Origin of the sequence: Klebsiella pneumoniae complex sp. WS1778 (assembly GCF_049472055.1) — a bacterium.
Taxonomy (GTDB): domain Bacteria; phylum Pseudomonadota; class Gammaproteobacteria; order Enterobacterales; family Enterobacteriaceae; genus Klebsiella; species Klebsiella quasipneumoniae.
This window is the reverse complement of record NZ_JBKGTJ010000001.1, coordinates 666036-692664: the sequence shown is the minus strand read 5'-3', so window position 1 is coordinate 692664 and position 26629 is coordinate 666036. Positions and strand designations below refer to the sequence as shown.

At 61.2% G+C, this 26629-nt stretch carries 28 protein-coding genes; 14 read left to right on the top strand and 14 right to left on the bottom strand.

All coding sequences use genetic code 11. The features are described 5' to 3' along the window. Positions 1-203: 203 nt before the first annotated feature. Genes marR through marB form a run of 3 tightly spaced genes read left to right on the top strand, consistent with a single transcriptional unit; the run spans position 204 to position 1292 of the window. Positions 204-638, top strand: a complete 435-nt coding sequence (gene marR / locus ACLEXF_RS03610) for a multiple antibiotic resistance transcriptional regulator MarR (RefSeq protein ID WP_004143563.1) — start codon at positions 204-206, stop codon at positions 636-638. Between the two features lie 20 nt (positions 639-658). Next, on the top strand, positions 659-1033 hold the full coding sequence (gene marA, locus ACLEXF_RS03605; RefSeq protein WP_002904397.1) for an MDR efflux pump AcrAB transcriptional activator MarA: 375 nt from the start codon (positions 659-661) through the stop codon (positions 1031-1033). A gap of 40 nt (positions 1034-1073) precedes the next feature. Continuing rightward, positions 1074-1292 carry a multiple antibiotic resistance protein MarB gene (marB, locus tag ACLEXF_RS03600; protein WP_043519537.1) on the top strand — a complete coding sequence of 73 codons (219 nt, stop codon included), beginning with the start codon at positions 1074-1076 and terminating at the stop codon, positions 1290-1292. A gap of 48 nt (positions 1293-1340) precedes the next feature. Here the strand turns inward: marB and eamA are convergent, their stop codons facing one another. Then, entirely contained in the window at positions 1341-2240 is a 900-nt protein-coding gene (eamA, locus tag ACLEXF_RS03595) for an O-acetylserine/cysteine exporter (protein ID WP_023318194.1), read from the bottom strand. A gap of 194 nt (positions 2241-2434) precedes the next feature. On the opposite strand from eamA, the gene ydeE reads away from it, so the two are divergent. After that, a complete protein-coding gene (gene ydeE, locus ACLEXF_RS03590) occupies positions 2435-3631 on the top strand; it encodes an efflux MFS transporter YdeE (RefSeq protein ID WP_004205975.1) in 1197 nt (398 codons plus the stop codon). 129 nt (positions 3632-3760) lie between these two features. Beyond that, complete coding sequence (locus tag ACLEXF_RS03585) at positions 3761-4243, top strand: helix-turn-helix domain-containing protein (protein ID WP_049003695.1); 483 nt, start codon at positions 3761-3763, stop codon at positions 4241-4243. Positions 4244-4278: 35 nt separating this feature from the next. Here ACLEXF_RS03585 and urtE read toward each other — a convergent pair whose 3' ends face one another. The 7 genes from urtE to ACLEXF_RS03550 form a co-directional block, all read right to left on the bottom strand. After that, a complete protein-coding gene (urtE, locus tag ACLEXF_RS03580) occupies positions 4279-4977 on the bottom strand; it encodes an urea ABC transporter ATP-binding subunit UrtE (RefSeq protein WP_276418777.1) in 699 nt (232 codons plus the stop codon). Positions 4978-4986: 9 nt separating this feature from the next. Next, on the bottom strand, positions 4987-5784 hold the full coding sequence (urtD, locus tag ACLEXF_RS03575) for an urea ABC transporter ATP-binding protein UrtD (protein WP_004205978.1): 798 nt from the start codon (positions 5782-5784) through the stop codon (positions 4987-4989). Beyond that, entirely contained in the window at positions 5784-6857 is a 1074-nt protein-coding gene (urtC, locus tag ACLEXF_RS03570; RefSeq protein WP_017900354.1) for an urea ABC transporter permease subunit UrtC, read from the bottom strand. Before urtC ends, urtD begins: the two co-directional genes overlap by 1 nt. Next, the gene (gene urtB, locus ACLEXF_RS03565) at positions 6857-8431 is read right to left on the bottom strand and encodes an urea ABC transporter permease subunit UrtB (RefSeq protein WP_407259800.1); all 1575 of its coding nucleotides are present in this window, start codon (positions 8429-8431) and stop codon (positions 6857-6859) included. Before urtB ends, urtC begins: the two co-directional genes overlap by 1 nt. 61 nt (positions 8432-8492) lie before the next feature. Then, positions 8493-9764, bottom strand: a complete 1272-nt coding sequence (urtA, locus tag ACLEXF_RS03560) for an urea ABC transporter substrate-binding protein (protein WP_407259801.1) — start codon at positions 9762-9764, stop codon at positions 8493-8495. Between the two features lie 170 nt (positions 9765-9934). Beyond that, positions 9935-11038, bottom strand: coding sequence for a cobalamin-independent methionine synthase II family protein (locus ACLEXF_RS03555; RefSeq protein ID WP_049092645.1), 1104 nt, complete (start codon positions 11036-11038; stop codon positions 9935-9937). Positions 11039-11186: 148 nt separating this feature from the next. Then, entirely contained in the window at positions 11187-11585 is a 399-nt protein-coding gene (locus tag ACLEXF_RS03550; protein WP_017900351.1) for a rhodanese-like domain-containing protein, read from the bottom strand. Between the two features lie 67 nt (positions 11586-11652). Here ACLEXF_RS03550 and ftrA point away from each other — a divergent pair, with 67 nt between their 5' ends. Then, a complete protein-coding gene (gene ftrA / locus ACLEXF_RS03545; RefSeq protein WP_048324123.1) occupies positions 11653-12750 on the top strand; it encodes a transcriptional regulator FtrA in 1098 nt (365 codons plus the stop codon). Further along, the gene (locus ACLEXF_RS03540) at positions 12719-12934 is read left to right on the top strand and encodes a DUF4177 domain-containing protein (RefSeq protein ID WP_004205985.1); all 216 of its coding nucleotides are present in this window, start codon (positions 12719-12721) and stop codon (positions 12932-12934) included. Before ftrA ends, ACLEXF_RS03540 begins: the two co-directional genes overlap by 32 nt. Before the next feature lie 54 nt (positions 12935-12988). On the opposite strand, the gene ACLEXF_RS03535 is transcribed toward ACLEXF_RS03540, so the two are convergent. Further along, positions 12989-13429: a GNAT family N-acetyltransferase gene (locus tag ACLEXF_RS03535; RefSeq protein ID WP_049092649.1), complete on the bottom strand. Its 441-nt coding sequence runs from the start codon at positions 13427-13429 to the stop codon at positions 12989-12991. Between the two features lie 262 nt (positions 13430-13691). Further along, a complete protein-coding gene (locus ACLEXF_RS03530) occupies positions 13692-14756 on the bottom strand; it encodes a LacI family DNA-binding transcriptional regulator (RefSeq protein WP_004205987.1) in 1065 nt (354 codons plus the stop codon). A 196-nt stretch (positions 14757-14952) separates the two neighbouring features. Between ACLEXF_RS03530 and ACLEXF_RS03525 the strand changes: the two genes are divergently transcribed. Continuing rightward, on the top strand, positions 14953-18060 hold the full coding sequence (locus tag ACLEXF_RS03525) for a beta-galactosidase (protein WP_423265727.1): 3108 nt from the start codon (positions 14953-14955) through the stop codon (positions 18058-18060). Between the two features lie 54 nt (positions 18061-18114). After that, positions 18115-19380 carry an MFS transporter gene (locus ACLEXF_RS03520; RefSeq protein WP_218811082.1) on the top strand — a complete coding sequence of 422 codons (1266 nt, stop codon included), beginning with the start codon at positions 18115-18117 and terminating at the stop codon, positions 19378-19380. A 30-nt stretch (positions 19381-19410) separates the two neighbouring features. On the opposite strand, the gene ACLEXF_RS03515 is transcribed toward ACLEXF_RS03520, so the two are convergent. The 3 genes from ACLEXF_RS03515 to ACLEXF_RS03505 form a co-directional block, all read right to left on the bottom strand. After that, on the bottom strand, positions 19411-20499 hold the full coding sequence (locus ACLEXF_RS03515; RefSeq protein WP_186997923.1) for an AAA family ATPase: 1089 nt from the start codon (positions 20497-20499) through the stop codon (positions 19411-19413). An 86-nt stretch (positions 20500-20585) separates the two neighbouring features. Continuing rightward, on the bottom strand, positions 20586-20846 hold the full coding sequence (locus ACLEXF_RS03510; RefSeq protein ID WP_004205993.1) for a hypothetical protein: 261 nt from the start codon (positions 20844-20846) through the stop codon (positions 20586-20588). Continuing rightward, on the bottom strand, positions 20830-20961 hold the full coding sequence (locus tag ACLEXF_RS03505) for a hypothetical protein (RefSeq protein WP_023318188.1): 132 nt from the start codon (positions 20959-20961) through the stop codon (positions 20830-20832). The genes ACLEXF_RS03510 and ACLEXF_RS03505 overlap by 17 nt, the downstream gene beginning before the upstream one ends. Positions 20962-21142: 181 nt before the next feature. Here ACLEXF_RS03505 and blaOKP point away from each other — a divergent pair, with 181 nt between their 5' ends. Continuing rightward, complete coding sequence (blaOKP, locus tag ACLEXF_RS03500; RefSeq protein ID WP_407259803.1) at positions 21143-22003, top strand: OKP family broad-spectrum class A beta-lactamase; 861 nt, start codon at positions 21143-21145, stop codon at positions 22001-22003. 20 nt (positions 22004-22023) lie between these two features. Here the strand turns inward: blaOKP and ACLEXF_RS03495 are convergent, their stop codons facing one another. Then, positions 22024-22785, bottom strand: coding sequence for a DeoR/GlpR family DNA-binding transcription regulator (locus ACLEXF_RS03495; protein WP_004205996.1), 762 nt, complete (start codon positions 22783-22785; stop codon positions 22024-22026). 260 nt (positions 22786-23045) lie between these two features. Here ACLEXF_RS03495 and ltnD point away from each other — a divergent pair, with 260 nt between their 5' ends. Genes ltnD through ACLEXF_RS03475 form a run of 4 tightly spaced genes read left to right on the top strand, consistent with a single transcriptional unit; the run spans position 23046 to position 26625 of the window. Continuing rightward, positions 23046-23948: an L-threonate dehydrogenase gene (ltnD, locus tag ACLEXF_RS03490; RefSeq protein ID WP_004205998.1), complete on the top strand. Its 903-nt coding sequence runs from the start codon at positions 23046-23048 to the stop codon at positions 23946-23948. A gap of 11 nt (positions 23949-23959) precedes the next feature. Continuing rightward, on the top strand, positions 23960-25225 hold the full coding sequence (gene otnK, locus ACLEXF_RS03485) for a 3-oxo-tetronate kinase (RefSeq protein WP_136085031.1): 1266 nt from the start codon (positions 23960-23962) through the stop codon (positions 25223-25225). Continuing rightward, positions 25218-25838 (top strand): aldolase, encoded by a 621-nt coding sequence (locus tag ACLEXF_RS03480; protein WP_043519530.1) that lies wholly within the window; start codon positions 25218-25220, stop codon positions 25836-25838. The genes otnK and ACLEXF_RS03480 overlap by 8 nt, the downstream gene beginning before the upstream one ends. 4 nt (positions 25839-25842) lie before the next feature. Then, entirely contained in the window at positions 25843-26625 is a 783-nt protein-coding gene (locus tag ACLEXF_RS03475; RefSeq protein WP_371331348.1) for an HPr family phosphocarrier protein, read from the top strand. Positions 26626-26629 lie beyond the last annotated feature (4 nt).

The following is a 26629-nucleotide window of genomic DNA, read 5'->3' as shown; positions in this document are numbered from 1 at the left end:
ACCGGCTTCAACAATTCCAACGCCAGCCAGCTGATAAATCACTTTCGCCAAAAATTAACAAGCGTTAAAAAATTCACAAACAGTGACACGCGTCGAATTTTTTTGTTTTAGCAAATCGTGGCATCGGCTAATTCATAATGTTGACTTATGATTGCCTGGGCAATAGTATCACTCGCAACTAAATCATTGCCTGGGCAACCATCATGAAAAGTACCAGCGACCTGTTCAACGAGATGATCCCGCTGGGCCGCTTGATCCAGATGGTTAACCAGAAAAAAGATCGCCTGCTCAACGACTACCTCTCACCCATGGATATTACCGCGACCCAGTTTCGGGTGCTCTGTTCCATTCGTTGCGAGGTATGTATTACCCCCGTTGAGCTGAAAACCGTGCTTTCCGTCGACCCGGGCGCGATGACGCGTATGCTCGACCGCCTGGCGTGTAAAGGCTGGATTGAACGGTTACCCAACCCCGCTGACAAGCGCGGTGTGCTGGTGCAGTTGACGCCAGACGGCGCAGCCCTTTGCGAGCAGTGTCATCAGGTTGTGGGTCAGAAGTTACACCAGGAGTTAACAAAAAATCTGTCGGCGGACGAAGTCGCCATGCTTGAGCAACTCCTCAAGAAGGTCCTGCCGTAAAAATAAGAAGAGGTAAGATGATGTCCAGACGTAATAATGACGCCATCACTATCCATAGTATTTTGTCGTGGATCGAGGATAACCTGGAATCGCCCCTGTCGCTGGAAAAAGTGTCTGAGCGCTCAGGTTACTCCAAGTGGCACCTGCAACGTATGTTTAAGAAAGAGACTGGCCATTCCCTCGGCCAGTACATCCGCAGCCGTAAGCTGACGGAGATTGCGCAAAAGCTCAAGCAGAGCAATGAGCCAATCCTGTACCTGGCGGAACGCTACGGTTTCGAATCGCAGCAGACCCTGACGCGAACGTTTAAAAACTATTTTGATGTTCCGCCCCACAAATATCGCATAACGAATGTACCTGGCGAATCCCGCTATCTGCATCCGCTAAATAACTGATGTTAATCGCCTGTAATATCAAAGACGTATTGAGGAAATCATGAAACTATTCGCTGCCGCAGCTATCGTCCTTCTGTCGCTGGCATCCAGCTTCAGCTTTGCGGAGCAAACCACCACGCCGGTGCGGCAAAACCAGCGTGACACAATGATTCTCCCTTCGGACCATAACGACTCGCCGTTTGATTTCAATCATATGGCGGCCGGCAATGATAAATCTGACGAACTAGGCGTGCCGTACTACCAGCAGCACGACCTGTGATGCCATTACACGCATACTTGTGTATAGCCCCGTCTCCGGGGCTTTTTTTTACCCGCGCGCCATGCCCGGCCGCACCAGACGCAGACCGAAAACGTTGATATAGAGCCCGGCCATGATCAGCGCCGCCCCGGCGAGCTGCAGTCCGCTCAGCGTCTCCCCCAGCAGCAGCGCGGCGCTGGCCATCCCCACTACCGGCACCAGCAGCGACAGCGGCGCCACCCGCCAGGTTTCATAGCGCCCCAGCAGCGAGCCCCAGATACCATAGCCGACGATGGTGGCGATAAACGCCAGGTAAAGCAGCGAGAGAACCGTCAGCATATCGATCTGGCGTAGACTCGCCAGCATGAGCTGCGGGCCATCGATCAGCCACGAGGCAAACATAAACGGCAGCACCGGGATCAACGCGCTCCACACCACCAGCGACATGATCGGCGGGCGGGTCGCCTGGGACATGATTTTTTTGTTGAAAATATTGCCGCAGGCCCAGCTGAGCGCCGCCGCCAGGGTCAGCATAAAGCCCACCAGTGGGACATGCTCCCCGCCGAGGCTCCCCTCCACCAGCACCAGCACGCCGAAGATCGCCAGCGCGATCCCCGCCAGCTGCTTGCCCTGTAAGCGTTCGCCAAAGACGAAGGCGCCAAGAATGATGGTAAAAAAGGCTTGCGCCTGCAGCACCAGCGACGCCAGCCCCGCCGGCATGCCCAGGCCGATAGCGCAGAACAAAAAGGCAAACTGGCCAAAGCTAATGGTCAGGCCATAGCCCAGCAGCAGGCGCAGCGGAATGGCCGGCCGGGCGACAAACAGCAGCGCCGGGAAGGCGACCAGCATAAAGCGCAGGCCCGCCAGCATCAGCGGCGGCATATTGTGCAATCCCAGCTTAATCACCACGAAGTTAAGCCCCCACACCACCACTACCAGCAGCGCCAGCAGTCCATCTTTCCTCGTCATACCCTGCCTCTGTCGTTATTAGAATTTTTGTGAACAAAATCAAAGTAGCGAAAAAGCGGTCGCCAGGATAGATCATTATTTTTGGCAGGTTCGGAAGTGCCTATCGCCACCGGGGCGACCTGTACAAGGCGTGATGGCCGTGTTATTTGTGATCGAAGACATAAAATTATAACAACATGACAGGCAAGGAAATCATGATCACCACACTCCGGCGCTCCACCATCGCGCTGCTGGCATCGTCGCTACTGTTGACTATCGGCCGCGGGGCCACACTGCCGTTTATGACCATCTACCTCACCCGACGCTATCAGCTGGAGGTGGATGTGATTGGCTACGCCCTGTCGCTGGCCCTCGTGGTCGGCGTGCTGTTTAGCATGGGCTTTGGCATCCTCGCGGACAAGTTCGACAAAAAGCGCTATATGGTGTGGTCAGTGCTGGTGTTTATCCTTGGTTTCAGCGCGATACCGCTGGTCAATAACGCTATCCTGGTGGTGATCTTCTTTGCGCTGATCAACTGCGCCTACTCGGTCTTTTCCACCGTGCTGAAAGCCTGGTTCGCCGACCGGCTGACGGCGGAGAAAAAAGCGCGCATCTTCTCGCTGAACTACACCATCCTCAACATCGGCTGGACCGTCGGACCGCCCATCGGCACGCTGCTGGTGATGCACAGCATTAATCTGCCATTCTGGCTGGCGGCAGCCTGCGCCGCCTTCCCGTTAGTGTTTATTCAGCTGTTTCTGCAGCGAGATGGCGCCGCCGCCGCCCAGCCAGGGGCTGCCGTCTGGACGCCTTCGGTGCTGCTGCGCGACCGCGCGCTCCTGTGGTTTACCTGTTCAGGGCTGCTGGCCTCCTTCGTCGGCGGCGCTTTCGCCTCCTGTATCTCGCAGTACGTACTGGTGGTCGCCAGCAGCGACTTCGCCGAAAAAGTGGTGGCCGTGGTGCTGCCGGTTAACGCCGCGGTGGTCGTCGCTCTGCAGTATGCGGTTGGCCGGCGACTGAGCGCCAGAAATATCCGCCCGCTGATGACCTTCGGCACCGTCTGCTTTGTGATCGGCCTCGTGGGCTTTATGTTCTCCGGCGCCAGCCTGTGGGCATGGGGGATCTCGGCGGCAGTCTTCACCCTTGGCGAGGTGATTTATGCCCCCGGCGAGTATATGCTGATTGACCATATCGCCCCGCCGGGGATGAAGGCCAGCTACTTCTCCGCTCAATCGCTGGGATGGCTGGGCGCGGCATTCAACCCGATGCTGACGGGGTTGATCCTCACCCATCTGCCGCACTGGTCGCTTTTTGTCATTCTTATCGGGGCCATTGTCGCCGCCTGGCTGATGATTTTCCGCGGGATCAATGCCCGCCCCTGGCAACCGGATTCTCCGCTGGCCAACGCCTGACGCCAGCTGGCATGCGGCTGTCAGGTTGCTGTCGGGCCGTTGTCGGGTCGCTGTCGTGGTGGCTGGCGGCCCGCTTTTCCATACTCCATCACAGGTTTACATCCGCAGAACGTTATGGAGCATACAAATATGAACAGCAACAATCAGGTCAAACAATTACGGCTGCAGCGCGCCTGGTCCCAGGAACAGCTGGCCGAACTGGCGGGTCTCAGCGTCCGCACGATCCAGCGCATTGAGAATGGCGAACGCCCGGGGCTGGAGACTCTCAGCGCCCTCGCCGCGGTCTTTGAAGTGACGGTGGCCGAGATCGGCGGCGAAGCCTCGCGGGAGGGCGCGCCGGGCCCGGAAGCCTCGCTGGATCTGCGTATAGAGGAAGCGAAAGCGCGGGTGCAGCAGGAGAGCCGCTTTTTTCGTTCGCTGTCGGTGGCGCTGGTGGTCTGCGTGCTGCTGGCGCTGCTCAACCGGTACACTAACCCGCAGTACACCTGGTCCGGCTGGGTCGCCCTGATCTGGGGCGCTCTGCTGGCGGTGAGAGGATTACGCCTGTTCGTGTTCGGCGAATGGATCAAAAACTGGCGCCAGGCGCGCCTGCAGCGGCTGCTGCGTAAATAGCAAGGAAACCGGCGGCGCGAACGCCGCCGGTCCGTTCAGATAGTCACCAGGGCGCGTACGCCGTCGGTTTCCATATCTCCGCCCTTGCCCTGCTGGACGATGGCGCCGCGCGACATCACCAGGTAGTGGTCCGCCAGCCCGGCGGCAAAGTCATAGAATTGTTCCACCAGCAGGATGGCCATATCCCCGCGGCTCGCCAGCTGACGGATCACCTCGCCAATCTCTTTGATGACCGAGGGCTGGATCCCCTCGGTGGGCTCATCGAGGATCAGCAGCTGCGGACGGCTGGCCAGCGCCCGGCCGATCGCCAGCTGCTGCTGCTGGCCGCCGGATAAGTCACCGCCCCGCCGCTGCTTCATGGTCTTGAGCACCGGGAAAAGCTGGTAAATCTCCTCCGGCACCTGCTGCGCCTCGCGGGCGGGAAAGCGCGATAGCCCCATCAGCAGGTTTTCCTCCACCGTCAGGCGCGGAAAAATCTCGCGTCCCTGAGGGACGTAGGCCACCCCGGCCTGCACCCGCTGATGCGGTTTACGGTGGGTAATGTTCTGATCCTGCCAGCGTACCTCACCGCTGCGCGCCGGGATCATCCCCATCAGACATTTCAGCAGGGTGGTCTTGCCGACGCCGTTGCGCCCCAGCAGGCAGGTGACTTCGCCCTGGCGGGCGGAAAAATCCACCCCACGCAAAATATGGCTGCCGCCGTAGTATTGATGTAGCTGACTCACCTGTAACATTGGCGCTCCTTAACGTCCCAGATAAACTTCAATGACCTGCTCATTGGCCTGCACCTCCCGCAGCGATCCCTCCGCCAGCACCTGGCCCTGATGCAGGACCGTCACCCGGTCGGCGATAGTCTCGACAAATCCCATGTCGTGCTCCACCACCATCAGGGAGTGCTGTCCGGCCAGCGTACGAAACAGCTCCGCTGTATATTCGGTTTCCGCATCGGTCATGCCGGCCGCTGGCTCATCAAGCAGCAGCAGATGCGGCTCCTGCACCAGCAGCATGCCGATCTCAAGGAACTGTTTCTGGCCATGGGAAAGCAGCCCCGCCTGGCGGTAGCGTTCGCCGTCAAGACGCAGCAGGCGCAGCACCTCATTCAGTCGATCGTCCTGTTCACTGCTCAGCCGGGCGCGCAGGCTGGCCCACACCGATTTATCTCCCTTCATCGCCAGGGCGAGATTTTCCGCCACCGTCAGCGCTTCGAAGACCGTCGGCTTCTGAAACTTGCGCCCGATGCCCTGGCGGGCGATGGCCACCGGTTCGAGGGTGGTCAGATCCACCGACTGGTCATAGATCGCTTTGCCGCTCTGCGGCCGGGTTTTGCCGGTGATCACATCCATCAGGGTGGTCTTGCCCGCGCCGTTGGGGCCGATCACACAGCGCAGCTCGCCGACGCCAATCGCCAGCGACAGGTCCGTCAGCGCCCGGAAACCATCAAAGCTGACGTTAATGTTCTCCAGCTGCAGTACCGGGTCGGTTTGCGCACGAAAGCGATCGCCGGGCAGCTGGCGGGTAAACAGTCCTTCATCCGGTTGCATTAGCGGTCTCCTCGACGCAGCAGGCCCATCACCCCGCGGGGTAAAAACAGGGTTACGATGATAAAGATGAGGCCGAGAAACAGCTGCCAGTACTCCGGCATCGCCACGGTGAAAATGCTCTTCGCGCCGTTGACCAGCCCGGCGCCAAGCACCGGGCCGATCAGGGTGCCGCGCCCGCCGAGCGCCACCCAGATGGCGGCCTCGATGGAGTTGGTCGGCGACATTTCGCTGGGGTTGATGATCCCCACCTGCGGGACATATAACGCCCCCGCCAGGCCGCAGAGTACCGCCGACAACGTCCACACCAGCAGCTTGAAGCCGCGCGGGTCGTACCCGCAGAACATCAGGCGGTTCTCGGCATCCCGCACCGCGGTGAGGATCCGGCCAAACTTACTCTGCGCCAGTGCCGAGCCCAGCCACAGGGTCAGCAACAGCAGCAAAACCGTGGCCATAAACAGGGTGGCGCGGGTGCCGGTGGCGGTGACCGGAAAACCCAGCAGCGTGGTAAAACCGGTGAAACCGTTGTTGCCGCCAAACCCGGTCTCGTTGCGAAAGAACAGCAGCATACCGGCATAAGTCAGGGCCTGGGTCATGATCGAGAAATAGACCCCTTTGATCTTCGAGCGAAAGGCAAACCAGCCGAAAACCAGGGCCAGCAGACCGGGAACCAGCACCACCAGCGCCATCGCCCAGGCGAAATGCTGCGTGCCCCACCAGAACCAGGGCAGTTCGCTCCAGGAGAGAAAAGACATAAACGCCGGCAGACCGTCGCCCGCCGCCTGGCGCATCAGGTACATGCCCATAGCGTACCCGCCGAGGGCAAAGAAAATCCCGTGCCCCAGCGACAGCATACCCGCGTAGCCCCAGACCAGATCCAGCGCCACCGCCACAATGGCGTAGCAGAGGATTTTACCGCTCAGGGTCAGCAGCCAGCTCGGTACCGCGAGCGGATGGGAGGCCGGCAGCAGCGCCAGAAATGGCATGCTCAGTAGCCCCAGCACCAGCAGGATCCCCAGCCAGCGCAGAGGCCGCGGCGCGCGCTGCGCCAGCGTTAAGGTAACAGGTTGGCTCATCAGTCAATCACCCTCCCTTTCAGCGCGAACAGACCCTGCGGGCGTTTCTGAATAAACAGAATAATCATCACCAGGATCAGGATCTTGCCCAGCACAGCGCCCATTTGCGGTTCGAGAATTTTGTTGAAAATGCCCAGCCCAATGGCCGCCGCCACGCTGCCGGCCAGCTGGCCGACGCCGCCCAGGACCACCACCAGGAATGAGTCGATGATATAGCCCTGACCCAGCTCGGGCCCGACGTTGCCGAGCTGCGACAGCGCCACGCCGCCCAGCCCGGCAATACCGGAGCCGAGGCCAAAGGCCAGCATATCCACCCGCCCGGTAGGTACGCCGCAGCAGGCGGCCATCGCCCGGTTCTGCGTCACGGCGCGGACGTTCATCCCCAGACGGGTGCGGTTCAGGATGAGCCAGGTAAAGCACAGCACCAGCAGGACGAACGCCAGCACCGCCAGCCGGTTCCACGGCAGGATCAGGTTCGGCAGGACCTGCACGCCGCCGGAGAGCCAGGCGGGGTTCGCCACCTCGACGTTCTGCGCGCCAAACAGCATGCGCACCAGCTGGATAAGCATCAGGCTGATCCCCCAGGTGGCGAGCAGCGTCTCCAGCGGCCGACCATACAGATGACGAATAATGGTGCGCTCCAGCGCCATGCCGATCCCGGCGGTCACCAGAAACGCCACCGGCAGCGCGACCAGCGGATAAAAGGCCAGCCACTGCGGCGCGAGCTGCGCCAGCGCCTGCTGAACCAGCCAGCAGCTGTAGGCGCCAATCATCAGCATCTCGCCATGGGCCATGTTAATCACCCCCAGCAGGCCGTAGGTGATCGCCAGCCCCAGCGCGGCCAGCAGCAGCACCGATCCCAGCGACAGTCCCATAAAGGCCTGGCCCAGCAGATCGCCGATCAGCAGACGATGTTTGATCTTTTGCAGGCTGTCGCTGGCCGCCTCGCGCACCGCCGCATCCGGCTCATGCTGGGCATCGGTAAAGGGGATCAGCAGCGCCTGGGTTTCCGGGTCCACAGAATGGCCGAGCAGCGTCACGGCGGCCAACCGCGCGCTGGCCTCAGGCTGAGTGAGCTGCAGCCGGGCCAGCGCCACCTCCAGCAGGCCCCGCACATTATCATCGCTTTCCGCCTTCAGCCGCTGCTGCAGCAGCGCGGCCATGGCCGGGGTCGCTTCCCGCTGTAGCGTTCGTGCGGCGGACGCTCGCTCTGTGACGTTGTCACTTAAAATAAGGTGGCTGGCCAGCGCGCCGGCAGCCAGATTGCGCAGGCGGTTGGTCAGACGCACCGGTCGGGTTTCGCCCTGGGGCGCGGCGACGGCACCCAATGGCTGTAATCCGCCCTGTCGGGTGCGGAAAGCATGTTTTCCGTCGTCCATCACCAGGCTCTCGGTGGTCAACGCCCGCAGCAGCGGCAGACGATCCGCCTGCGGCGCTGCCGCCCACTGGGTCAACAGCTGCGCCTGCTGGCTGCGGCTGGCGGCAACGAAGTCGTCCGCCTCCGCGGCCTGTGCCCGCCATGGCAGCAGGATCAGCAGTAGCGTCAACACACTCATGAGACGCAATGCGTTCATGTCGTTCTCCTCTGGTCAGCGGCCGACGGACGCGACGTTCCCGCTCCGTCGGCCCTGGCGCTTACTGGCTGACGGTTTTCACCGGATGGTCAGGTTTCTTATCATTACCGGGGATCCACGGGCTCCACGGCTGCGCGCGGACGGGCTCATCGGTCTGCCAGACCACGTTGAACTGGCCGTTGCCTTCAATTTCACCAATCATCACCGGCTTATGCAGATGGTGGTTGGTGGCATCCATCGTCAGGGTGAAACCGGACGGCGCTTTGAAGGTTTGTCCGGCCATAGCGTCGCGCACTTTGTCCACGTCGGTGGTGCCGGCTTTGGTCACCGCCTGCGCCCACATATGCAGACCCACCCAGGTCGCCTCCATCGGATCGTTGGTCACCACCGTATCGGCATTCGGCAACTTGTGCGCTTTGGCGTAAGCGCGATAATCGGCGACAAAGGCTTTGTTGGTCGGGTTATCGACCGACTCAAAGTAGTTCCATGCCGCGAGGTTGCCGACCAGCGGTTTGGTGTCGATGCCGCGCAGCTCCTCTTCCCCCACCGAGAAGGCCACCACCGGCACGTCGGTCGCTTTCAGTCCCTGGTTAGCCAGCTCTTTGTAGAACGGCACGTTGGAATCGCCGTTGATGGTAGAGACCACCGCCGTTTTGCCGCCGGCGGAGAATTTTTTGATATTGGCGACGATGGTCTGGTAATCGCTATAGCCGAACGGGGTGTAGACTTCTTCGATATCTTTGTCCTGGATCCCTTTGGCATGCAGGAAGGCGCGAAGGATCTTGTTGGTGGTGCGCGGATAAACGTAGTCGGTTCCCAGCAGGAAAAAGCGTTTGGCGCCGCCGCCGTCCTCGCTCAGCAGGTATTCCACCGCCGGGATGGCCTGCTGGTTAGGCGCCGCGCCGGTATAGAAGACGTTGGGGGACATCTCTTCCCCTTCGTACTGTACCGGGTAGAACAGCAGGCCGTTCAGCTCCTCAAACACCGGTAGCACCGATTTACGCGAGACCGAGGTCCAGCAGCCAAACACCACCGCCACCTTGTCCTGGGCCAGCAGCTGGCGCGCCTTCTCGGCGAACAGCGGCCAGTTGGAGGCCGGGTCGACCACCACCGGCTCCAGCTTCTTGCCCAACACCCCGCCTTTGGCGTTGATGTCGTCGATGGCCATCAGGGCGACGTCCTTCAGCGGCGTTTCGGAAATCGCCATCGTCCCGGAGAGCGAATGCATAATCCCGACTTTAATAGTGTCGGCGGCATAGGCCTGGAATGAGAGACCCATAGCCATAACAGAGGCGGAGAGTGCAAAAGCATTTAATAACGTTCTACGTTGCATGATTCACTCCTGAGTAGCGCAAAAATAAAGAATTAACAGCTAACCAGAGGTGATAAGGCAAAAACGGTGCCAGGTTGTGAGAACAGTGGGATGCGGCGCAGGCGGAGGGCGGAGGCGAAGGAGATGGCAGCGTTGCCTCATCACGGTGCAACGCTGCGCTAAGAAAGCAATTACCAGACGTCGGCGGCGATGGCGGTCACCAGACGGACTTTTTGCCACTGCTGGTCTTCGCTGAGGGCGTTACCCTCTTCCGTGGAGGCGAAACCGCACTGCGGACTCAGGCAGATCTGCTCGAGCGGAACATATTGCGCCGCCTCAGCGAGGCGCGCTTTTACCCCCTGCGGGTTCTCCAGCTCGCCGTTTTTGGTGGTGATAAGCCCGAGGACCACCTGCTGATGGCCGGGACGAATAAAGCGCAGCGGCGCGAAATCCCCGGAGCGGTTGTTGTCATACTCGAGGAAGAAGGCATCGACATTGACGCCACCAAACAGCACCTCAGCCACCGGCTCGTAACCGCCCTCCGAGATCCAGGTTGAGCGGAAATTGCCCCGGCAGACGTGCAGGCCCACCGTCAGATCGGCCGGCTTGCCCTCCAGCGCCTGGTTCAGCACCCGGGCATAAATGCGCGCCAGCGCATCCGGATCGTCGCCGCGCTCGCGCACCTGCTGACGCTGGGCATCGGAGCACAGATAGGCCCAGACGGTATCGTCCAGCTGCAGATAGCGGCAGCCGGCGTCATAAAACGCACGGATCGCGTCGCGCCAGGTGGTGGCCAGGTCGTCGAAGTAGTCGCTGAGATCCGGGTAAACGGTGGCATCAATATCTTTCCGACCGCCGCGGAAGTGGAGCACGCTCGGGCTGGGAATGGTCATCTTAGGCTGCGCGTCGCCGCTGATGCTTTTCAGATAGCGGAAATCCTCCAGCATTGGGTGGTCGCCAAACGCCAGCTTGCCGGTAACGCGCACGCCGTGCGCTTTGGTCTGCACGCCGTTGAACTGGATCCCCTGCTCGGCATCGTAACGCTCAACGCCTTGCAGGCCGTCGAAGAAATCAAAATGCCACCATGCGCGACGAAACTCGCCGTCGGTGACCACGTGCAGGCCGCAGTCGCACTGCTGCTGGACCAGATGACGGATCGCGTTATTCTCAATCTCGCGTAGCTGAGCGGCGTCGATAATCCCCTCAGCCAGCTGCTGACGCGCCTGTTTGATGCTGTCCGGGCGCAAAAAACTGCCGACGATGTCTGCGCGGAACGGGGCCTGTTGACGTTGCATGCTGTCTCCTTAGCGGTGGGCGCGTTAGTTGCCCACCGTGATAGTTCATTATTTGAATTTTTAGACTTCTGGATGGCTATATGTCCAGATACTGGCATGCAGGCCGGCGGGCCGCAAACGAGAATATTTCATGGGACATGAAAAATATTCATTTACCGGCGACAAACGCATAGCCCTCATCTTCCCAGCCGGTGATCCCGCCGAGCATCATTTTCACCGGCCGCCCCAGTTCGGCCAGCTTTAGCGCGGCAACGTCGGCACCGTTGCAGTGCGGCCCGGCGCAATAGACCACAAACAGGGTCTCCGCCGGCCAGGCCGCCATTCTCTCGGCGCTGATCTGGCTGTGCGGGAGATGCAGCGCGCCGGGCAGGTGGCGCCTGGCGAAGGCCTCCTCGCTGCCGACCACGTGCAGCAGGACAAAGTCGACCTCGCCGGCACGCTGGGCGCTGTGCACATCGGCGCAGTCGGTCTCGAGATGCAGCTTATGGCGGAACCAGCGGATAGCCTCGGCGGAGGTGGCGGGGGTAAATTGGGTTACTACACTCATGGCGTCTTCTCCTTGTCTGTGATAACACTACTTTACTGACGCCCATCACCCTTATCTGCCGGCAACCATGACAGAAAACGCTAACATCCTGACAACCCCTTCGGTGACACTGTCACCTCACCGCGTGGTGGCCCTCGCCTACGATGGCCTGTGCACGTTTGAGTTTGGCGTGGCCGTGGAGATCTTCGGCCTGCCGCGCCCGGAAATGGGCGAGCGCTGGTACCAGTTCGCCGTCGCCGCCGTCGATGAAGGGCCTCTGAGAGCCACCGGCGGAGTCCGGTTGATGACCGACGGCGGCCCTGAGCTTCTCGCCCAGGCGCAGACCATCGTGGTCCCCGGCTGGCGCGGCATCGATGCCCCGGTCCCCGAGGCGCTGTGCGCCGCCCTGGCCGCCGCTCACGCCCGCGGGTGCCGGATTATTTCCATCTGTTCCGGGGTGTTCGTTCTCGCCGCCGCCGGGTTGCTCAATGGCCGCCAGGCGACAACCCACTGGCGCTACACCGCCGCGCTGCAGTCCCGTTTTCCGCAGATCCAGGTGGTGGAGGATGTCCTGTACGTGGGCGATGATTTGCTGATGACCTCCGCCGGCAGCGCGGCGGGGATCGACCTCTGTCTGCATCTGGTGCGCGAGGATTTCGGCAGCGAGGCAGCGAATGTGGTCGCCCGCCGCCTGGTGGTCTCTCCCCATCGCGACGGCGGTCAGGCGCAGCAGGTCCTGCGTCCGGTGGCCCGCAGCCGGGAGAGTCTGCGCCTTGGCCAGCTGTTTGATTATCTGCACCAGCATCTCGCCGCCAGCCACACCGTCGCCTCCCTCGCACAGCGCGCCGGCATGGGGACGCGCACCTTTTTGCGCCGCTTTGAAGAGGCCACTGGTAAAACCCCCGCCCGCTGGCTGCTGGAGGAGCGTCTGCTGCGCGCCCGTCAGCACCTGACGGAGAGCACGATGGGCATCGACCAGATCGCTGAGCGCTGCGGCTTTGCCAGCGCTGGCACCCTGCGCCACCATTTTCGCCAGCGCTTCGCGCTAAGCCCACTGCAGTACCGTAAACAGTTTGCAACTTCTCCGATTGCAAAATCGTCCCAGCCGCGGACAATAGACGGCCACAGTAAACCGGTCGCCAGGATGGTGGATGATGAAGAAAGAGTGTCGGGTAGTGATCTATAAAGAGGGCCTGCTGGGCAGCCTGTTTTTTGGCGAAGCCAAAGCCGACCCTGACAAAATGAGCCAGTTTCTCAGTAGCTATACCCGCGAAGGCTGGGAGGTAAAAACCATGTCGGTGGAGCGACGCCGTACCGCCCTGTTCTGGTCGCGGGAAGCGTATCTGTTTGTGCTTGAACGGCCCCTCTGACGGTGCCTGCGCCTGGTTTAACCGCTTAAGCCAGGCGTTGCCCGGTATCCGCGCTCAGGGCTGGCGGATATAGCCCTGCTCCTGCATGTTGCGCATGCCCTCCTCGCTGGCGCAGACCATCCCGGTGGTCAGCATGGCAAAACCAAAGCGCTGATAGAATGGGATTTTATCGGCCACCGCATAGATAAAGATTTTGCCGAAGGGCAGCAGCTGCTCCCGGATGGCCAGCATTAGCTGTTGTCCGTAACCCTGCCCCTGGCGGTCGGGGACGATCGCCACATCCGACAAATAGCTGCTCCAGGTGCAGTCGCTGATGGCCCGCGCCACGGCAATCAGCTGACCGTGCTCATAGCCAAACCAGCAGAAGGTGCTATGGAGAAACGCCTGCTCCAGCTGCTGAACATCACGTTCATTCAGCCCGGCCTCGGCGACGATGGTCCTCACCCGCCGCCAGTCTACCCGCCCAATCGCCTCTTTCCCCTCAATCACCATCATGACCTTGACTCCCGTTGTGTTCGGCATCTATCCCGAAAGACAGATGTAGCATGCCGCCGCAGGGGATGCCAGGCGAAAAAACGAACGGAACAAAGCGGGAAACGGAGGAAGGCAAAAAAAACCGCCATGTGACTGGCGGTAAATCAATGCTTGCATGGATAGATTGTATTTTGCATTTTTCGCAGGCAGAGGATCCTGACCTCTCTACGTTTGATCCCGAGGTTAGCATGGTCAACCTCAATAAATCCTCAACGGCCTGCGGCTAGAGCTTCTCCACCAGCGCTTTCAGCTGCGCCAGGGTCTGCTGCCGGTCCTCCGCGGCGGCGAGCGGCCACGCCGACTGGCGCACGATGAGCCGGGTCGGCAGCAGCTCGCGGATCCGCAGCTGCGGGGCCGCCATCAGAGCAATCAGCCGCTCCACGGCCCGCTTGCCCAGCAGATCGAAGTCCTGCGCCACCGTGGTGAGCGGCGGCTGAAAGTAGAGACTGTCGGCGGTGTCGTCATAGCCGGTCACCGATACCGCCTGGCTGCCGCTGCGATTGAGCTGGGCCAGCGCGCTGAGTACCCCGAGCGCCATCTGATCGTTCGCCACCACAATGGCGCTGATCCGCGGCTGCAGGTGCAGCAGTTCAAAGGTTTTCTGCCAGCCGCTGGCGGCGCTCCAGTCTCCGAACACCGTGGTTGAACGGGCGATATTCAGACTGTGCAGCGCCTCGCGCCAGCTGGCGAGACGCAGACGAGCGGAAACCGAACTTTCCGGCCCTGCCAGCAAGCCAAATTCGCGATGCCCCAGCTCCCACAGATGGCGCACGCACGCCCCACAGCCGTCGCGATGATCGAAGCGCACGCAGCAGACATCGGCCTCCGGGGAGACGTCCAGAAACAGGCAGGCCATATCCGGGTTCTCTTTAACCAGTCGCTCGGCGGTAGCGCTTTCCAGCGGCAGACTAACGATCACTCCGCGAATATGCTGGGCGCGCAGTTCGTCCAGCCGGGCCTGCAGCGCGGCGAAGTCGGCCTGCGCCGGCATCGCTATCGCCACCTCCAGCTGGTGCAGGCTGGCATGGCTCTTTACCGCGGCGGCGATCTGCGAGGGAGCATGCAAGGTCAGCGAGGCAGTGATAAGCCCAATGGAGGGCGCTGCTTTGCCGGCGAGCAGCTGCGCCGAGCGGTTAGGTACGTAGTGCAGCGCCTGCATCGCGCGGATTACCTGCTCGCGGGTGCGGGCTGACACCACTTCAGGACGGTTCAGGACCCGGGAGACGGTCTGTTGGGAAACCCCGGCCGCGCGAGCGACATCCTCCAGGGTAGCGGTACGACGCGGCATTTTTTCTCCTCAGCAATAACAATGTCGTGCGCTAACATTTTATGTTTAACGCGCGACAAAAAACAGCGCTTTACCCTCGCTTTCGTGATCGTCTGTTAATTTCATTTCCGCCGTCGTTGCTGGACAAAACAAATTATCCGATAACGTTCTTTATCCTGTTTAGCGATCGACATTTTCTGACTTACCGGGGATTACTATGCCAATAAGCGATACCAGTCGCCGCCACGCGCCTGACTTCCACGCCGTCCTCGCCCGCGAAGACTGGCAGAACCAGACCATTACCCATCTCAACCGCCTGCCAGCGCATCCCGCGTTCGCCAGCTGGCGCGATGAGCTTGCCGCCCGCGATAATCGCCCTTCGCCTCGACGTCGTCAGCTGGACGGCGAATGGCAATTTGCTTACGCCCGCAGCCCGTTTGCCGTCGATGCACAGTGGCTGACGCAAGACCTGCCAGGCAGCCGCGGGACGCCCGTGCCCTCCAACTGGCAGATGGCGGGCTATGACGCGCCGATCTACACCAACGTCCGCTACCCCATCGACACCATCCCGCCGCGGGTGCCGGAGGATAACCCAACCGGCTGTTACTCCCTGCACGTTGCGATCGATGACGCCTGGCGCACGGACGGACAGACGCAGATTATTTTCGACGGCGTCAACTCAGCGTTTCATCTGTGGTGCAACGGCGCCTGGGTCGGTTACTCCCAGGACAGCCGCCTGCCGGCGGCGTTCGATCTCAGCCCCTTCCTGCGCCCGGGCGACAACCGCCTGTGCGTGATGGTCATGCGCTGGAGCGCCGGCAGCTGGCTGGAAGACCAGGATATGTGGCGAATGAGCGGTATTTTTCGCTCGGTGTGGCTGCTGAATAAGCCGCACCAGCGGCTATGCGACGTGCAGCTGACGCCGACCCTTGACGCCCTCTGCCGCGACGGTGCTCTGCAGGTTCAGGCGACCGTCGAAGCGACAGAGGCGGCGCTTGCCGGGCTCTGCGTCGGGGTTAGCCTGTGGCGCGGCGAGCAGCCTGTCGCCGCCCATCGTCAGCCGTTAGGCACCCCGGCGGTGGATGAGCGCGGCCACTATGCCGAACGGGTCGATTTCTCCCTGGCGGTAGCGGCGCCGGCGCACTGGAGCGCGGAAACCCCGAACTGTTATCGCGCCGTGGTCACCCTGTGGCGTGGCGACGAACTGCTGGAGGCCGAGGCGTGGGATATCGGTTTTCGCCGCATCGAGATCGCCGACGGTCTGCTGCGCCTTAACGGCAAACCGCTGCTGATCCGCGGCGTTAACCGCCATGAACACCACCATTTGCGCGGTCAGGTGGTCAGCGAGGCGGATATGGTGCAGGACATTCTGTTGATGAAGCAGAACAACTTTAACGCCGTCCGCTGCTCACACTACCCCAACGCGCCGCGCTGGTATGAGCTGTGCAACCGCTACGGTCTGTACGTGGTCGATGAAGCCAATATTGAAACCCACGGCATGGTGCCGATGAACCGGCTGTCCGACGATCCGGCGTGGCTGCCAGCCTTCAGCGCCCGCGTCACCCGGATGGTACAGAGCAACCGCAACCATCCATGCATTATCATCTGGTCGCTGGGTAACGAATCTGGCGGCGGCGGCAACCATGAAGCGCTGTACCACTGGCTGAAGCGCAACGACCCGAGCCGTCCGGTGCAGTACGAGGGCGGCGGCGCGGATACCACCGCTACCGATATTATCTGTCCGATGTACGCCCGCGTCGAACGCGACCAGCCGATCCCGGCGGTACCGAAGTGGGGGATCAAAAAATGGATCAGCCTGCCCGGCGAGCAGCGGCCGCTGATCCTCTGCGAGTACGCCCATGCGATGGGCAACAGTCTCGGCAACTTCGCCGATTACTGGCAGGCCTTCCGCGAGTATCCGCGGCTGCAGGGCGGGTTTATCTGGGACTGGGCCGACCAGGCGATCTGCAAAACCTTTGACGACGGCAGCGTCGGCTGGGCCTACGGCGGCGACTTTGGCGATAAGCCGAACGATCGCCAGTTCTGTATGAACGGCCTGGTGTTCCCCGATCGCACGCCGCATCCGTCGCTGATCGAGGCGAAGCACGCCCAGCAGTATTTCCAGTTCGCCCTGCTGTCGACCTCGTCGCTGCGCGTGCGCATCGCCAGCGAATACCTGTTCCGCCAGAGCGATAACGAAGCGCTGCGCTGGCAGGTGCAGGCGGCCGGTGAAACCCTGTATCACGGCAACCTGACGCTGGCGCTTCCCCCGGAGGGCAGTGACGAGATAACGCTGCTTGATGACCTGATTATACCGCCAGGCGCCCGCGCGGTGTGGCTGACGCTGGAGGTGGTCCAGCCCCGGGCGACCGACTGGTCCCCGGCGGACCATCGCGTCGCCTGGCAGCAGTTTCCCCTGCCCGCCCCGCTGGCGCTGCCGGCGCCCACGGTGCCTGCCGGCGCCCCGGATCTGGTCGTCAGCGAGGAGGCCTGGCAGATCCGCGCCGGCACGCAGTGCTGGACCGTCGATCGGCGGACCGGTTTGCTGAGTGGCTGGTCGCTTGCCGGTCAGGAGCAGCTGCTGACCCCCCTGCAGGATCAGTTTATCCGCGCGCCGCTCGACAATGACATCGGGGTCAGCGAAGTGGAGCGCATCGATCCCAACGCCTGGGTGGAGCGCTGGAAAAGCGCCGGCCTGTTCGACCTTGAGGCGCGCTGCGTGCAGTGCGATGCCCAGCGCCTGGCGAATGAGACCCTTGTCGACAGCCGCTGGCACTACCTGCGCGGCGACGAGGTGGTGATTGTCAGCCACTGGCGCATGCGCTTTACTGCGGACGGAACGGTACGGCTGACGGTGGACGGCGAGCGCGCGGAAACGCTGCCGCCGCTGCCGCGGGTCGGACTGCATTTCCAGGTGGCGGATCAGCAGGCGCCGGTGAGCTGGCTGGGGCTGGGACCGCATGAGAACTACCCCGACCGGCGGAGCAGCGCCTGCTTCGCCCGCTGGGAGCAGCCGCTGGCGGCGATGAGCACGCCCTACATCTTCCCGACGGAAAACGGCCTGCGCTGTGATACCCAGGCGCTGGACTGGGGACGCTGGCACGTCAGCGGCCATTTCCACTTCTCCGTTCAGCCATGGAGCACCCGTCAGCTAATGGAGACCGACCACTGGCACAAGATCCAGGCCGAAGACGGGGTGTGGATCACCCTCGACGGCCTGCATATGGGAGTGGGGGGCGATGACTCCTGGACCCCAAGCGTGCTGCCGCAGTGGCTCCTGACCCAAACGCGCTGGCAGTACGAGGTCTCATTGCGTTGCCTTTAATCCGTGGGGGCGGCAGCCCCCACCCTACAAACAGAATAACAAGGGATCATGGTGATGAAATTCTCTGAACTGGCGCCGCGAGAACGGCATAATTTTTTCTATTTCCTGCTGTTCTTTTTCTTTTACTATTTCATTATGTCGGCCTATTTTCCTTTTTTTCCGGTGTGGCTGGCGGACGTTAACCATTTAACCAAAACGGAAACCGGGATCGTCTTCTCCTCCATCTCGCTGTTCGCGATTATTTTTCAGCCGGTATTTGGTCTGATGTCGGATAAGCTTGGCCTGCGCAAACATCTGCTGTGGACCATCACGGTACTGTTAATTCTGTTCGCGCCGTTCTTTATTTTCGTTTTCTCCCCGCTGTTGCAGATGAATATTATCGCCGGTTCGCTGGTGGGCGGGATCTACCTGGGGATTGTTTTCTCCAGCGGCTCCGGGGCCGTGGAAGCCTATATCGAGCGCGTCAGCCGGGCAAACCGCTTTGAATATGGCAAAGTGCGGGTCGCTGGCTGCGTCGGCTGGGCGCTGTGCGCCTCGATAACCGGCGTGCTGTTCGGCATCGACCCCAATATTACCTTCTGGATCGCCTCCGGCTTTGCGCTGGTGCTAGGTCTTCTGCTCTGGCTGTCGCGCCCGGAAAGCAGCAACAGCGCCCAGGTTATTGAGGCGCTGGGAGCCAATCGCCAGGCCTTTTCGCTGCGCACCGCGGCCGAGCTGTTACGTATGCCGCGTTTCTGGGGCTTTATCGTCTATGTGGTGGGAGTCGCCAGCGTCTACGACGTGTTTGATCAGCAGTTCGCCAACTTTTTCAAAAGCTTTTTCGCCAGTCCGCAGCGCGGTACCGAAGTGTTTGGCTTCGTCACCACCGGCGGCGAGCTGCTCAACGCGCTAATTATGTTCTGCGCCCCGGCCATCGTTAACCGCATCGGCGCCAAAAACGCCCTGCTGACCGCCGGGATGATCATGTCAGTGCGCATTCTCGGATCGTCGTTCGCCTCATCGGCGGTAGAGGTGGTGATCCTCAAGATGCTGCATATGTTTGAGATCCCCTTCCTGCTGGTCGGGACCTTTAAATATATCTCCTCCGCCTTTAACCCGCGGCTCTCGGCCACCCTGTTCCTGATCGGTTTTAACCTGTCGAAACAGCTGTCCGGGGTGGTCCTTTCCGCCTGGGTGGGCCGGATGTATGACACCGTCGGCTTCCATCAGGCCTATCTGATCCTCGGCTGCATCACCCTGAGCTTCACCCTGCTCTCGTTCATCACCTTACGCGGCGGCAAAAGCCTGCTGCCAGCAGCGGAGACGCAGACCCCCGCCTGATCCCGGCGCTCCCGTCAGGGATGACGGGGTTTACGCCACAATGCGCGTTTCTCCGCCGCTATTCTCCAGCGCATAGCGCTGACAGGGCGCCCCAGCGGCGATAAGCTCCGCCAGTTCAGCCGAGTGGCTGGTCAGCCAGATCTGGCTGTAGGGGGAGGCCTCGATTATCAGCCGGGCCAGCGCCGGGAGCATGTCGCGATGCAGGCTGTTCTCCGGCTCATTGATCGCCAGAAACGCCGGCGGGCGCGGGCTGAGCAGCGCGACGGCGAGACAGAGAAAGCGCAGCGTGCCATCGGACATCTCCGCCGCCAGCAGCGGCCTGCGGATCCCCTCCCGGCGCATTTTCAGGGCGAAACGCGAGTGCTCGTTTTCACAGTAAAACTGGCAGCCGGGAAAGGCGTCGGCGAGGATCTCGTGCAACATCTCCTCCGCGCCAATCTCGACAATGGTCTGAAAGGCGGCGGCCAGATTATGGCCATCGCTGTCGAGTACCGGCGAACGATACCCCACGGCCGGCTGGCGCAGCGGCGAGTGGCGGCCAATGGCGAACTCATGGTAAAACCGCCAGCGGCGCAGGGTCTCCCGCACCCGCGACACTTCGGGAAAACGGTGCGGCTCGCCAAGCTGACCGAACACCGACTCGTTTTCATAAATACTCTCGGTGAAGGTGCTTTTCTCCCCGGTGACATCGACGAGGAACGCCGCCTGATTCTTGCGCTGCAGTACGCGGGAGGAAGGCCGACGGGAGTAGCCTGCCAGCCAGATGTGCTCTTCTTTGACGATGGGATCGAGCATGAACTGCGTCGGATAGGGTAATTTTTCCGGGAAACCTACCTGTAGTTCATAATCAAAGCTCTCCGTCCGACAGGCGATTTGCAGCCGGCGGGGATGGCGATCGAGGGGGGAACGATCTCCGGACCACATCATATTTTCCAGGCCGCCCTCTGCGCTGATAAACCCCGACAGCCTGCCGTCGGCAGCCGCGGTCAACAGATGGATGGCGTTGTAAATATTGGATTTGCCGCAGCCGTTAGGACCGAAGACAATGTTCAATGGCCCCAGCTCCAGTTCGATATCCCTGACTGAGCGAAAGTTTTGTATATGGATGTACTGAATCATGATGCGTCCTGGCCCGGAGAGAGAAGGCTGCCACAGTAGCAAAGCCGCGGCATGGATACTATCGCATCCCCTCACTCCGCCCGGGTTCAACAGAACATTTTTTTCATTCCGCGGGTCAGCGCCACCCGCGTCAGCTTATCGCTATCCTGATGGGCGTCACTAAAGACGCCAAAGAAATAGCGTTCATCGTCAATGGTTTGACTTACGATACGATAGCTGAGCGGTTGCCCGGACGGCGCACCGTATTGCGCAGGCGTCACCGAGACCTCGGTCGCATCGTCGGCGACGCTGACCAGCAGTCCATCCGCCTTACCGCCCACCAGCATGACCTTAATTATCGGGTGCACCAGTTCCTCCCGGGATGGCATAGATCATTGGCAAACCGCGCAGCGCGGCGGGCGTATCGTCAGCAATCAGCGGCGCCAGCCAGCGTGCGGTCTTAAGTACTTTCTTATAGTTCATTGCGGCCTTGAGTCAAAAAATAGCGTGCTTAGGCTGAGCTAAATATTGATTATTCGAAATAAAAGATGACAAATGATGAAGGAAAAAAGAGGAATTGTGAATCAGCAAAATACCGGGTTATTCTTATTCGCCACACTTTTTCTCGCCTTTATCGGCCCTTACACAAGGAAGTATTACGGTTATGCGTTATGTTCGCCTGTGCCTTATCTCCCTGATTGCCGCACTGCCACTGGCGGTATTCGCCAGCCCTCAGCCGCTTGAGCAGATTAAAATCAGCGAAAGTCAGCTGGCGGGCCGGGTGGGCTATGTTGAAATGGATCTGGCCAGCGGCCGCACGCTGGCCGCCTGGCGCGCCAGTGAGCGCTTTCCGCTGATGAGCACCTTTAAAGTGCTGCTCTGCGGCGCGGTGCTGGCCCGGGTGGATGCCGGCGACGAACAGCTGGATCGGCGGATCCACTACCGCCAGCAGGATCTGGTGGACTACTCCCCGGTCAGCGAAAAACACCTTGCCGACGGGATGACCGTTGGCGAACTCTGCGCCGCCGCCATCACCATGAGCGACAACACCGCCGGCAATCTGCTGTTGAAGAGCGTCGGCGGCCCTGCGGGATTGACCGCTTTTCTGCGCCAGATCGGTGACAACGTCACCCGTCTTGACCGCTGGGAAACGGAACTCAATGAGGCGCTTCCCGGCGACGTGCGCGACACCACCACCCCGGCCAGCATGGCCACCACCCTGCGCAGGCTGCTAACCACCCCCTCTCTGAGCGCCCGTTCGCAGCAGCAGCTGCTGCAGTGGATGGTTGACGACCGGGTGGCCGGCCCGTTGATCCGCGCCGAGCTGCCGGCGGGCTGGTTTATCGCCGATAAAACCGGGGCCGGTGAGCGGGGCTCACGCGGCATTGTCGCCCTGCTCGGCCCGGACGGCAAAGCGGAGCGTATCGTGGTGATCTATCTGCGGGATACCGCAGCGACCATGGCCGAACGTAACCAGCAGATCGCCGTGATAGGCGCGGCGCTGATCGAGCACTGGCAGCGCTAGCCCGGCGAAGGCCGCGCGCCTTACCCGGCGCGCAGCACCTCGCAGGCGTGCCGGGTGATATGGGCGGCGGCGGCATCGGAGAGATGCCGGTCGGTAATGATGGTGGTAAAGCGAGTCAAGGGCAACGCCATAAACGTGGCCACCTGATTGTATTTCGAACTGTCGCACAGCAGGATGCTTCTGGCGCTAACCTGGCTGACGGTCTCCTTGACGGTGACTTTGTTCTCATCAGGGGTGAAAATTCCGCGGCTGTCCCAGCCGCTGGCGGAGATAAAGGCCGTATCGATAGCCAGGTGGCGCAAGGTGCGCGCCGCCGACTCGCCGACGCAGGAGCGGTTCTCCCGGCACAGGGTGCCGCCGGTGTGGATCACCCCGCACTGGCTGGCATCTATCAGCAGCTGGGTTATCTCAAAATCATTGGTGACCACCTGCAGGTCGTCCCGGTCGAGGATGGCCCGCGCCAGCGCCAGAGTGGTGGTGCCGGCATCGAGATAGATGCAGCTGTTTTTGGCAATGAGACTGGCCGCCAGCGCGCCGATGGCCTGCTTCTCTTCACTCTGCAGGGTGCTTTTCACCAGATGACTGGGCTCTGCGGCCAGCCGGCTGACGGCGCGCACGCCGCCCGAGACGCTGACCAGCAGCCCCTGTTCTTCCAGCTTACTGACGTCCCGACGGATAGTCATATGGGACACGCCGAGGATCTCCGTCAGCTCATTAATGCTTACCGCCCCACGCTGCTCCACCAGGGCTAAAATACGCTGATGACGTTCAATTGGAATCACCGCTCTCCCCTTACCATTTTTTCACACCAGACCACACCACTCACGCCGGGAGCCTGACGATACCCTGTACTGTTATCGCGCTTGACCGCTGTTTTTACGCTATTTTAGGGCAAGAATCGCCATTGCGCAGCCACTTTCCGCCTGTGAATTTTTTATATTCATGTGGGTTATTCGTGATAACTCTCACATAAATTCACATGATAACGCTTTAATCTATCATTAAATAACATTAATTAACGAATATTCACAAGGAGACCGTCATGACTGCACACACTAACGTCTGCGTGATTGGACTGGGTTCGATGGGCATGGGCGCCGCCCGCGCCTGCCTGCAGGCGGGCCTGAACACCTGGGGGGTGGACATCAACCCCGACAACTGCCGCGCGCTGCTGGAGGCGGGCGCCAAAGGCGCAGGCTCCAGCGCGGTGCCTTTCGCCGCTGAGCTGGATGCGGTCGTACTGCTGGTGGTCAATGCCGCCCAGGTGCGGGGGATCCTGTTCGGCGAGAGCGGCCTCGCCGCCCATCTGAAGCCGGGCACCGCGGTGATGGTGTCGTCAACCATCGCCGCCGCCGATGCCCAGGCGATAGCCGTAGCGCTGGCAGAATATCAGCTCTTGATGCTCGACGCGCCGGTATCGGGCGGCGCAGTGAAAGCGGCCGCCGGCGACATGACGGTAATGGCCTCCGGGAGCGATGCCGCCTTTGCCCGCCTCGCGCCAGTGCTGGATGCGGTGGCCGGCAAAGTCTACCGCATCGGGAGCGACATTGGCCTCGGTTCGACGGTGAAAATCATCCATCAGTTGCTGGCCGGGGTGCATATCGCCGTCGCCGCCGAAGCGATGGCCCTCGCCGCCCGCGCCGGCATCCCGCTGGAGACGATGTACGACGTGGTGACCCACGCGGCGGGTAATTCGTGGATGTTTGAGAATCGTATGCAGCACGTCCTGGATGGCGATTACTCGCCAAAATCCGCCGTCGATATTTTTGTCAAAGATCTCGGTCTGGTGAATGACACCGCCCGGGCGCTGACCTTCCCGCTGCCGCTCGCGACCACCGCGCTGAATATGTTCACCTCCGCCAGCAACGCCGGATTCGGCCGGGAAGATGACAGCGCGGTGATCAAGATTTTCAACGGCATTACCCTGCCGGGCCATAAACAGTGAGGAGAGACAAGATGCAGCTTGGTGTCATTGCCGATGACTTTACCGGCGCCACGGATATCGCCAGCTTCCTCGTGCGCAACGGCATGCCGACGGTGCAGCTAAACGGCGTACCGCCCCACGAACTGCCGTTGACCAGTGAAGCGGTGGTGATCAGTCTGAAAACGCGATCCTGCCCGGTGGAAACCGCCGTCAGCCAGTCCCTGGCGGCCCTGCGCTGGCTGCAAGCCCGGGGCTGTCAGCAATTTTATTTTAAGTATTGTTCCACTTTCGACAGCACCGCGCAGGGTAACATTGGCCCGGTACTGGATGCGCTGCTGGCAGAGCTGGGCGAGACGCGGACGGTGATATCACCGGCGCTGCCGGTGAACGGCCGCACGGTCTATCAGGGGTATCTGTTTGTCGGCCAGCAGTTGCTCAATGAGTCCGGCATGCGCCACCATCCGGTGACGCCAATGGAGGATGCCCACCTCGGCCGCTTAATCGAACGCCAGGGCGGCGGTAAAGCGGCGCTGATAGCCTGGCCAATTATCGATCAGGGGCCGGAAGCGGTCGTTGCCGCGCTGGCGGCCATCAGCGATCCGGCGGTGCGCTATGTGGTGCTCGATGCCCTTAGTGAACAGCATTTGCTGAGCCAGGGGGCGGCGCTGCGGGAGATGAAGCTGGTCTCCGGCGGCTCTGGTCTCGCCATCGGCCTCGCCCGCGACTGGGCGCAGCGCCACGGAACCCAGGGTGAAGGATCCCTGGCGGGCATGCCGCTGCCCGGCCCGGCGGTGGTGCTCTCGGGCTCTTGTTCGCTGATGACCAACAGCCAGGTGGCGGCCTATCGTGAACAGGCTCCCGCCCGCGCCGTTGACTTAAGCGCTTGCTTTACCGATCTCGAAGGCTATGTCGGGACGCTGGCAGCCTGGGTGGACGCAAACCGCGATGCGCCGCTGGCGCCGATGGTCTATGCCACCACCGAGCCGCAAACGCTGCAGCGGATCCAGGCGCAGTATGGCGACAAGGCCAGCAGCGAAAGGGTGGAACAGTTGTTCGCCGCCCTCGCCGCCGCGCTGAAAGCGAAAGGATTCACCCGCTTTATTGTGGCCGGAGGGGAAACGTCGAGCATCGTGGCGCAGACGCTGGGGGTCGAGGCGTTCCATATCGGGCCGACGATCTCCCCTGGGGTTCCCTGGGTGCGTGATACCCGCCAGCCGCTCTCCCTGGCGCTGAAGTCAGGGAATTTCGGCGATATCTCGTTCTTTGCCCGTGCCCAGCAGGAGTTTTGTCATGACTGAGCGACAGCTGCGAGATGAAATGGTGCAAATTGGCGCCTCGTTGTTTAACCGCGGTTATGCCACCGGCTCCGCCGGCAATCTGTCGCTGCTGCTACCGGACGGCAACCTGCTGGCGACGCCGACCGGCTCTTGCCTGGGCGAGCTGCAGGCGCAGCGGTTGTCGGTGGTCACCCTGCAAGGCGAATGGCTCGCCGGCGACAAACCGTCGAAAGAGGTCGCTTTTCACCGGGCGGTCTATTTGCATAACCCGGCCTGCAAGGCGATCGTCCACTTGCATAGCCACTATTTAACCGCGCTCTCCTGCCTGCAGGGGCTCGATCCGCACAATTGTATTCGCCCCTTTACTCCCTACGTGGTGATGCGGGTCGGCGACGTCCCGGTGGTTCCCTACTACCGACCGGGTGACGACCGCATTGCCGAGGCGCTGGCCGGGCTGGCGCCGCGCTATAACGCCTTTTTACTGGCCAACCATGGTCCGGTGGTCACCGGCTCATCGCTGCGCGAAGCCACCAACAATACCGAAGAGCTGGAAGAGACCGCGCGGCTGATGTTTACCCTCGGCAATCGCGAGATCCGTTACCTGACCGCTGACGAAGTGGATGAACTGAGATAAAACCATGCCAAAATTCGCTGCAAATTTATCCATGCTGTTTACCGAACTGCCGTTCCTGGACCGCTTTGCCGCCGCCGCCCGCGCCGGTTTCGAAGCCGTGGAGTTTCTGTTCCCCTATGAGTATGCCGCCGGGGAAATTAAACAGCGCCTGCAGGAAAACCAGCTGCAGCTGGTGCTGTTTAATACCCCGCCCGGCGACGTTAACGCCGGGGAGTGGGGTCTCGCCGCCCTGCCGGGCAGGAGCGCCGAGGCCCGGCGTGATATTGAGCTGGCGCTGGAGTATGCCTGCCAGCTGGATTGTCCGCAGGTGCATATCATGGCCGGCGTGGTGCCGCCGGGGATGGATCGCGCGGCCTGCGAGGCCGAGCTTTTCGATAACCTGCGCTACGCCGCCGAGTGCTTTGCCCGCCACGACAAGCGAGTGCTCATTGAAGCCCTGAATCCGCAGACCAAACCGGGCTATCTCTACCACAGCCAATATCAGACGCTGGAGATAGCGCAGCGGGTCGACCGGCCGAACATCGCGGTGCAGTTAGATCTGTTTCATGCGCAGAAAGTGGACGGTAATTTAAGCCATCTTATTACTGAGTATGCCGGTCAGTACCGCCATATTCAGATAGCCTCCCTGCCCGACCGCCATGAACCGGACGAGGGCGAGATTAATTATTCATGGATCTATGCGTTACTGGATAAAGCGGGCTATGACGGTTGGATCGGCTGCGAATATATCCCCAGGGGGGATACCCTTTCCGGACTGGAATGGTTTTCGCCCTACCGGAAAAAATAAAGCG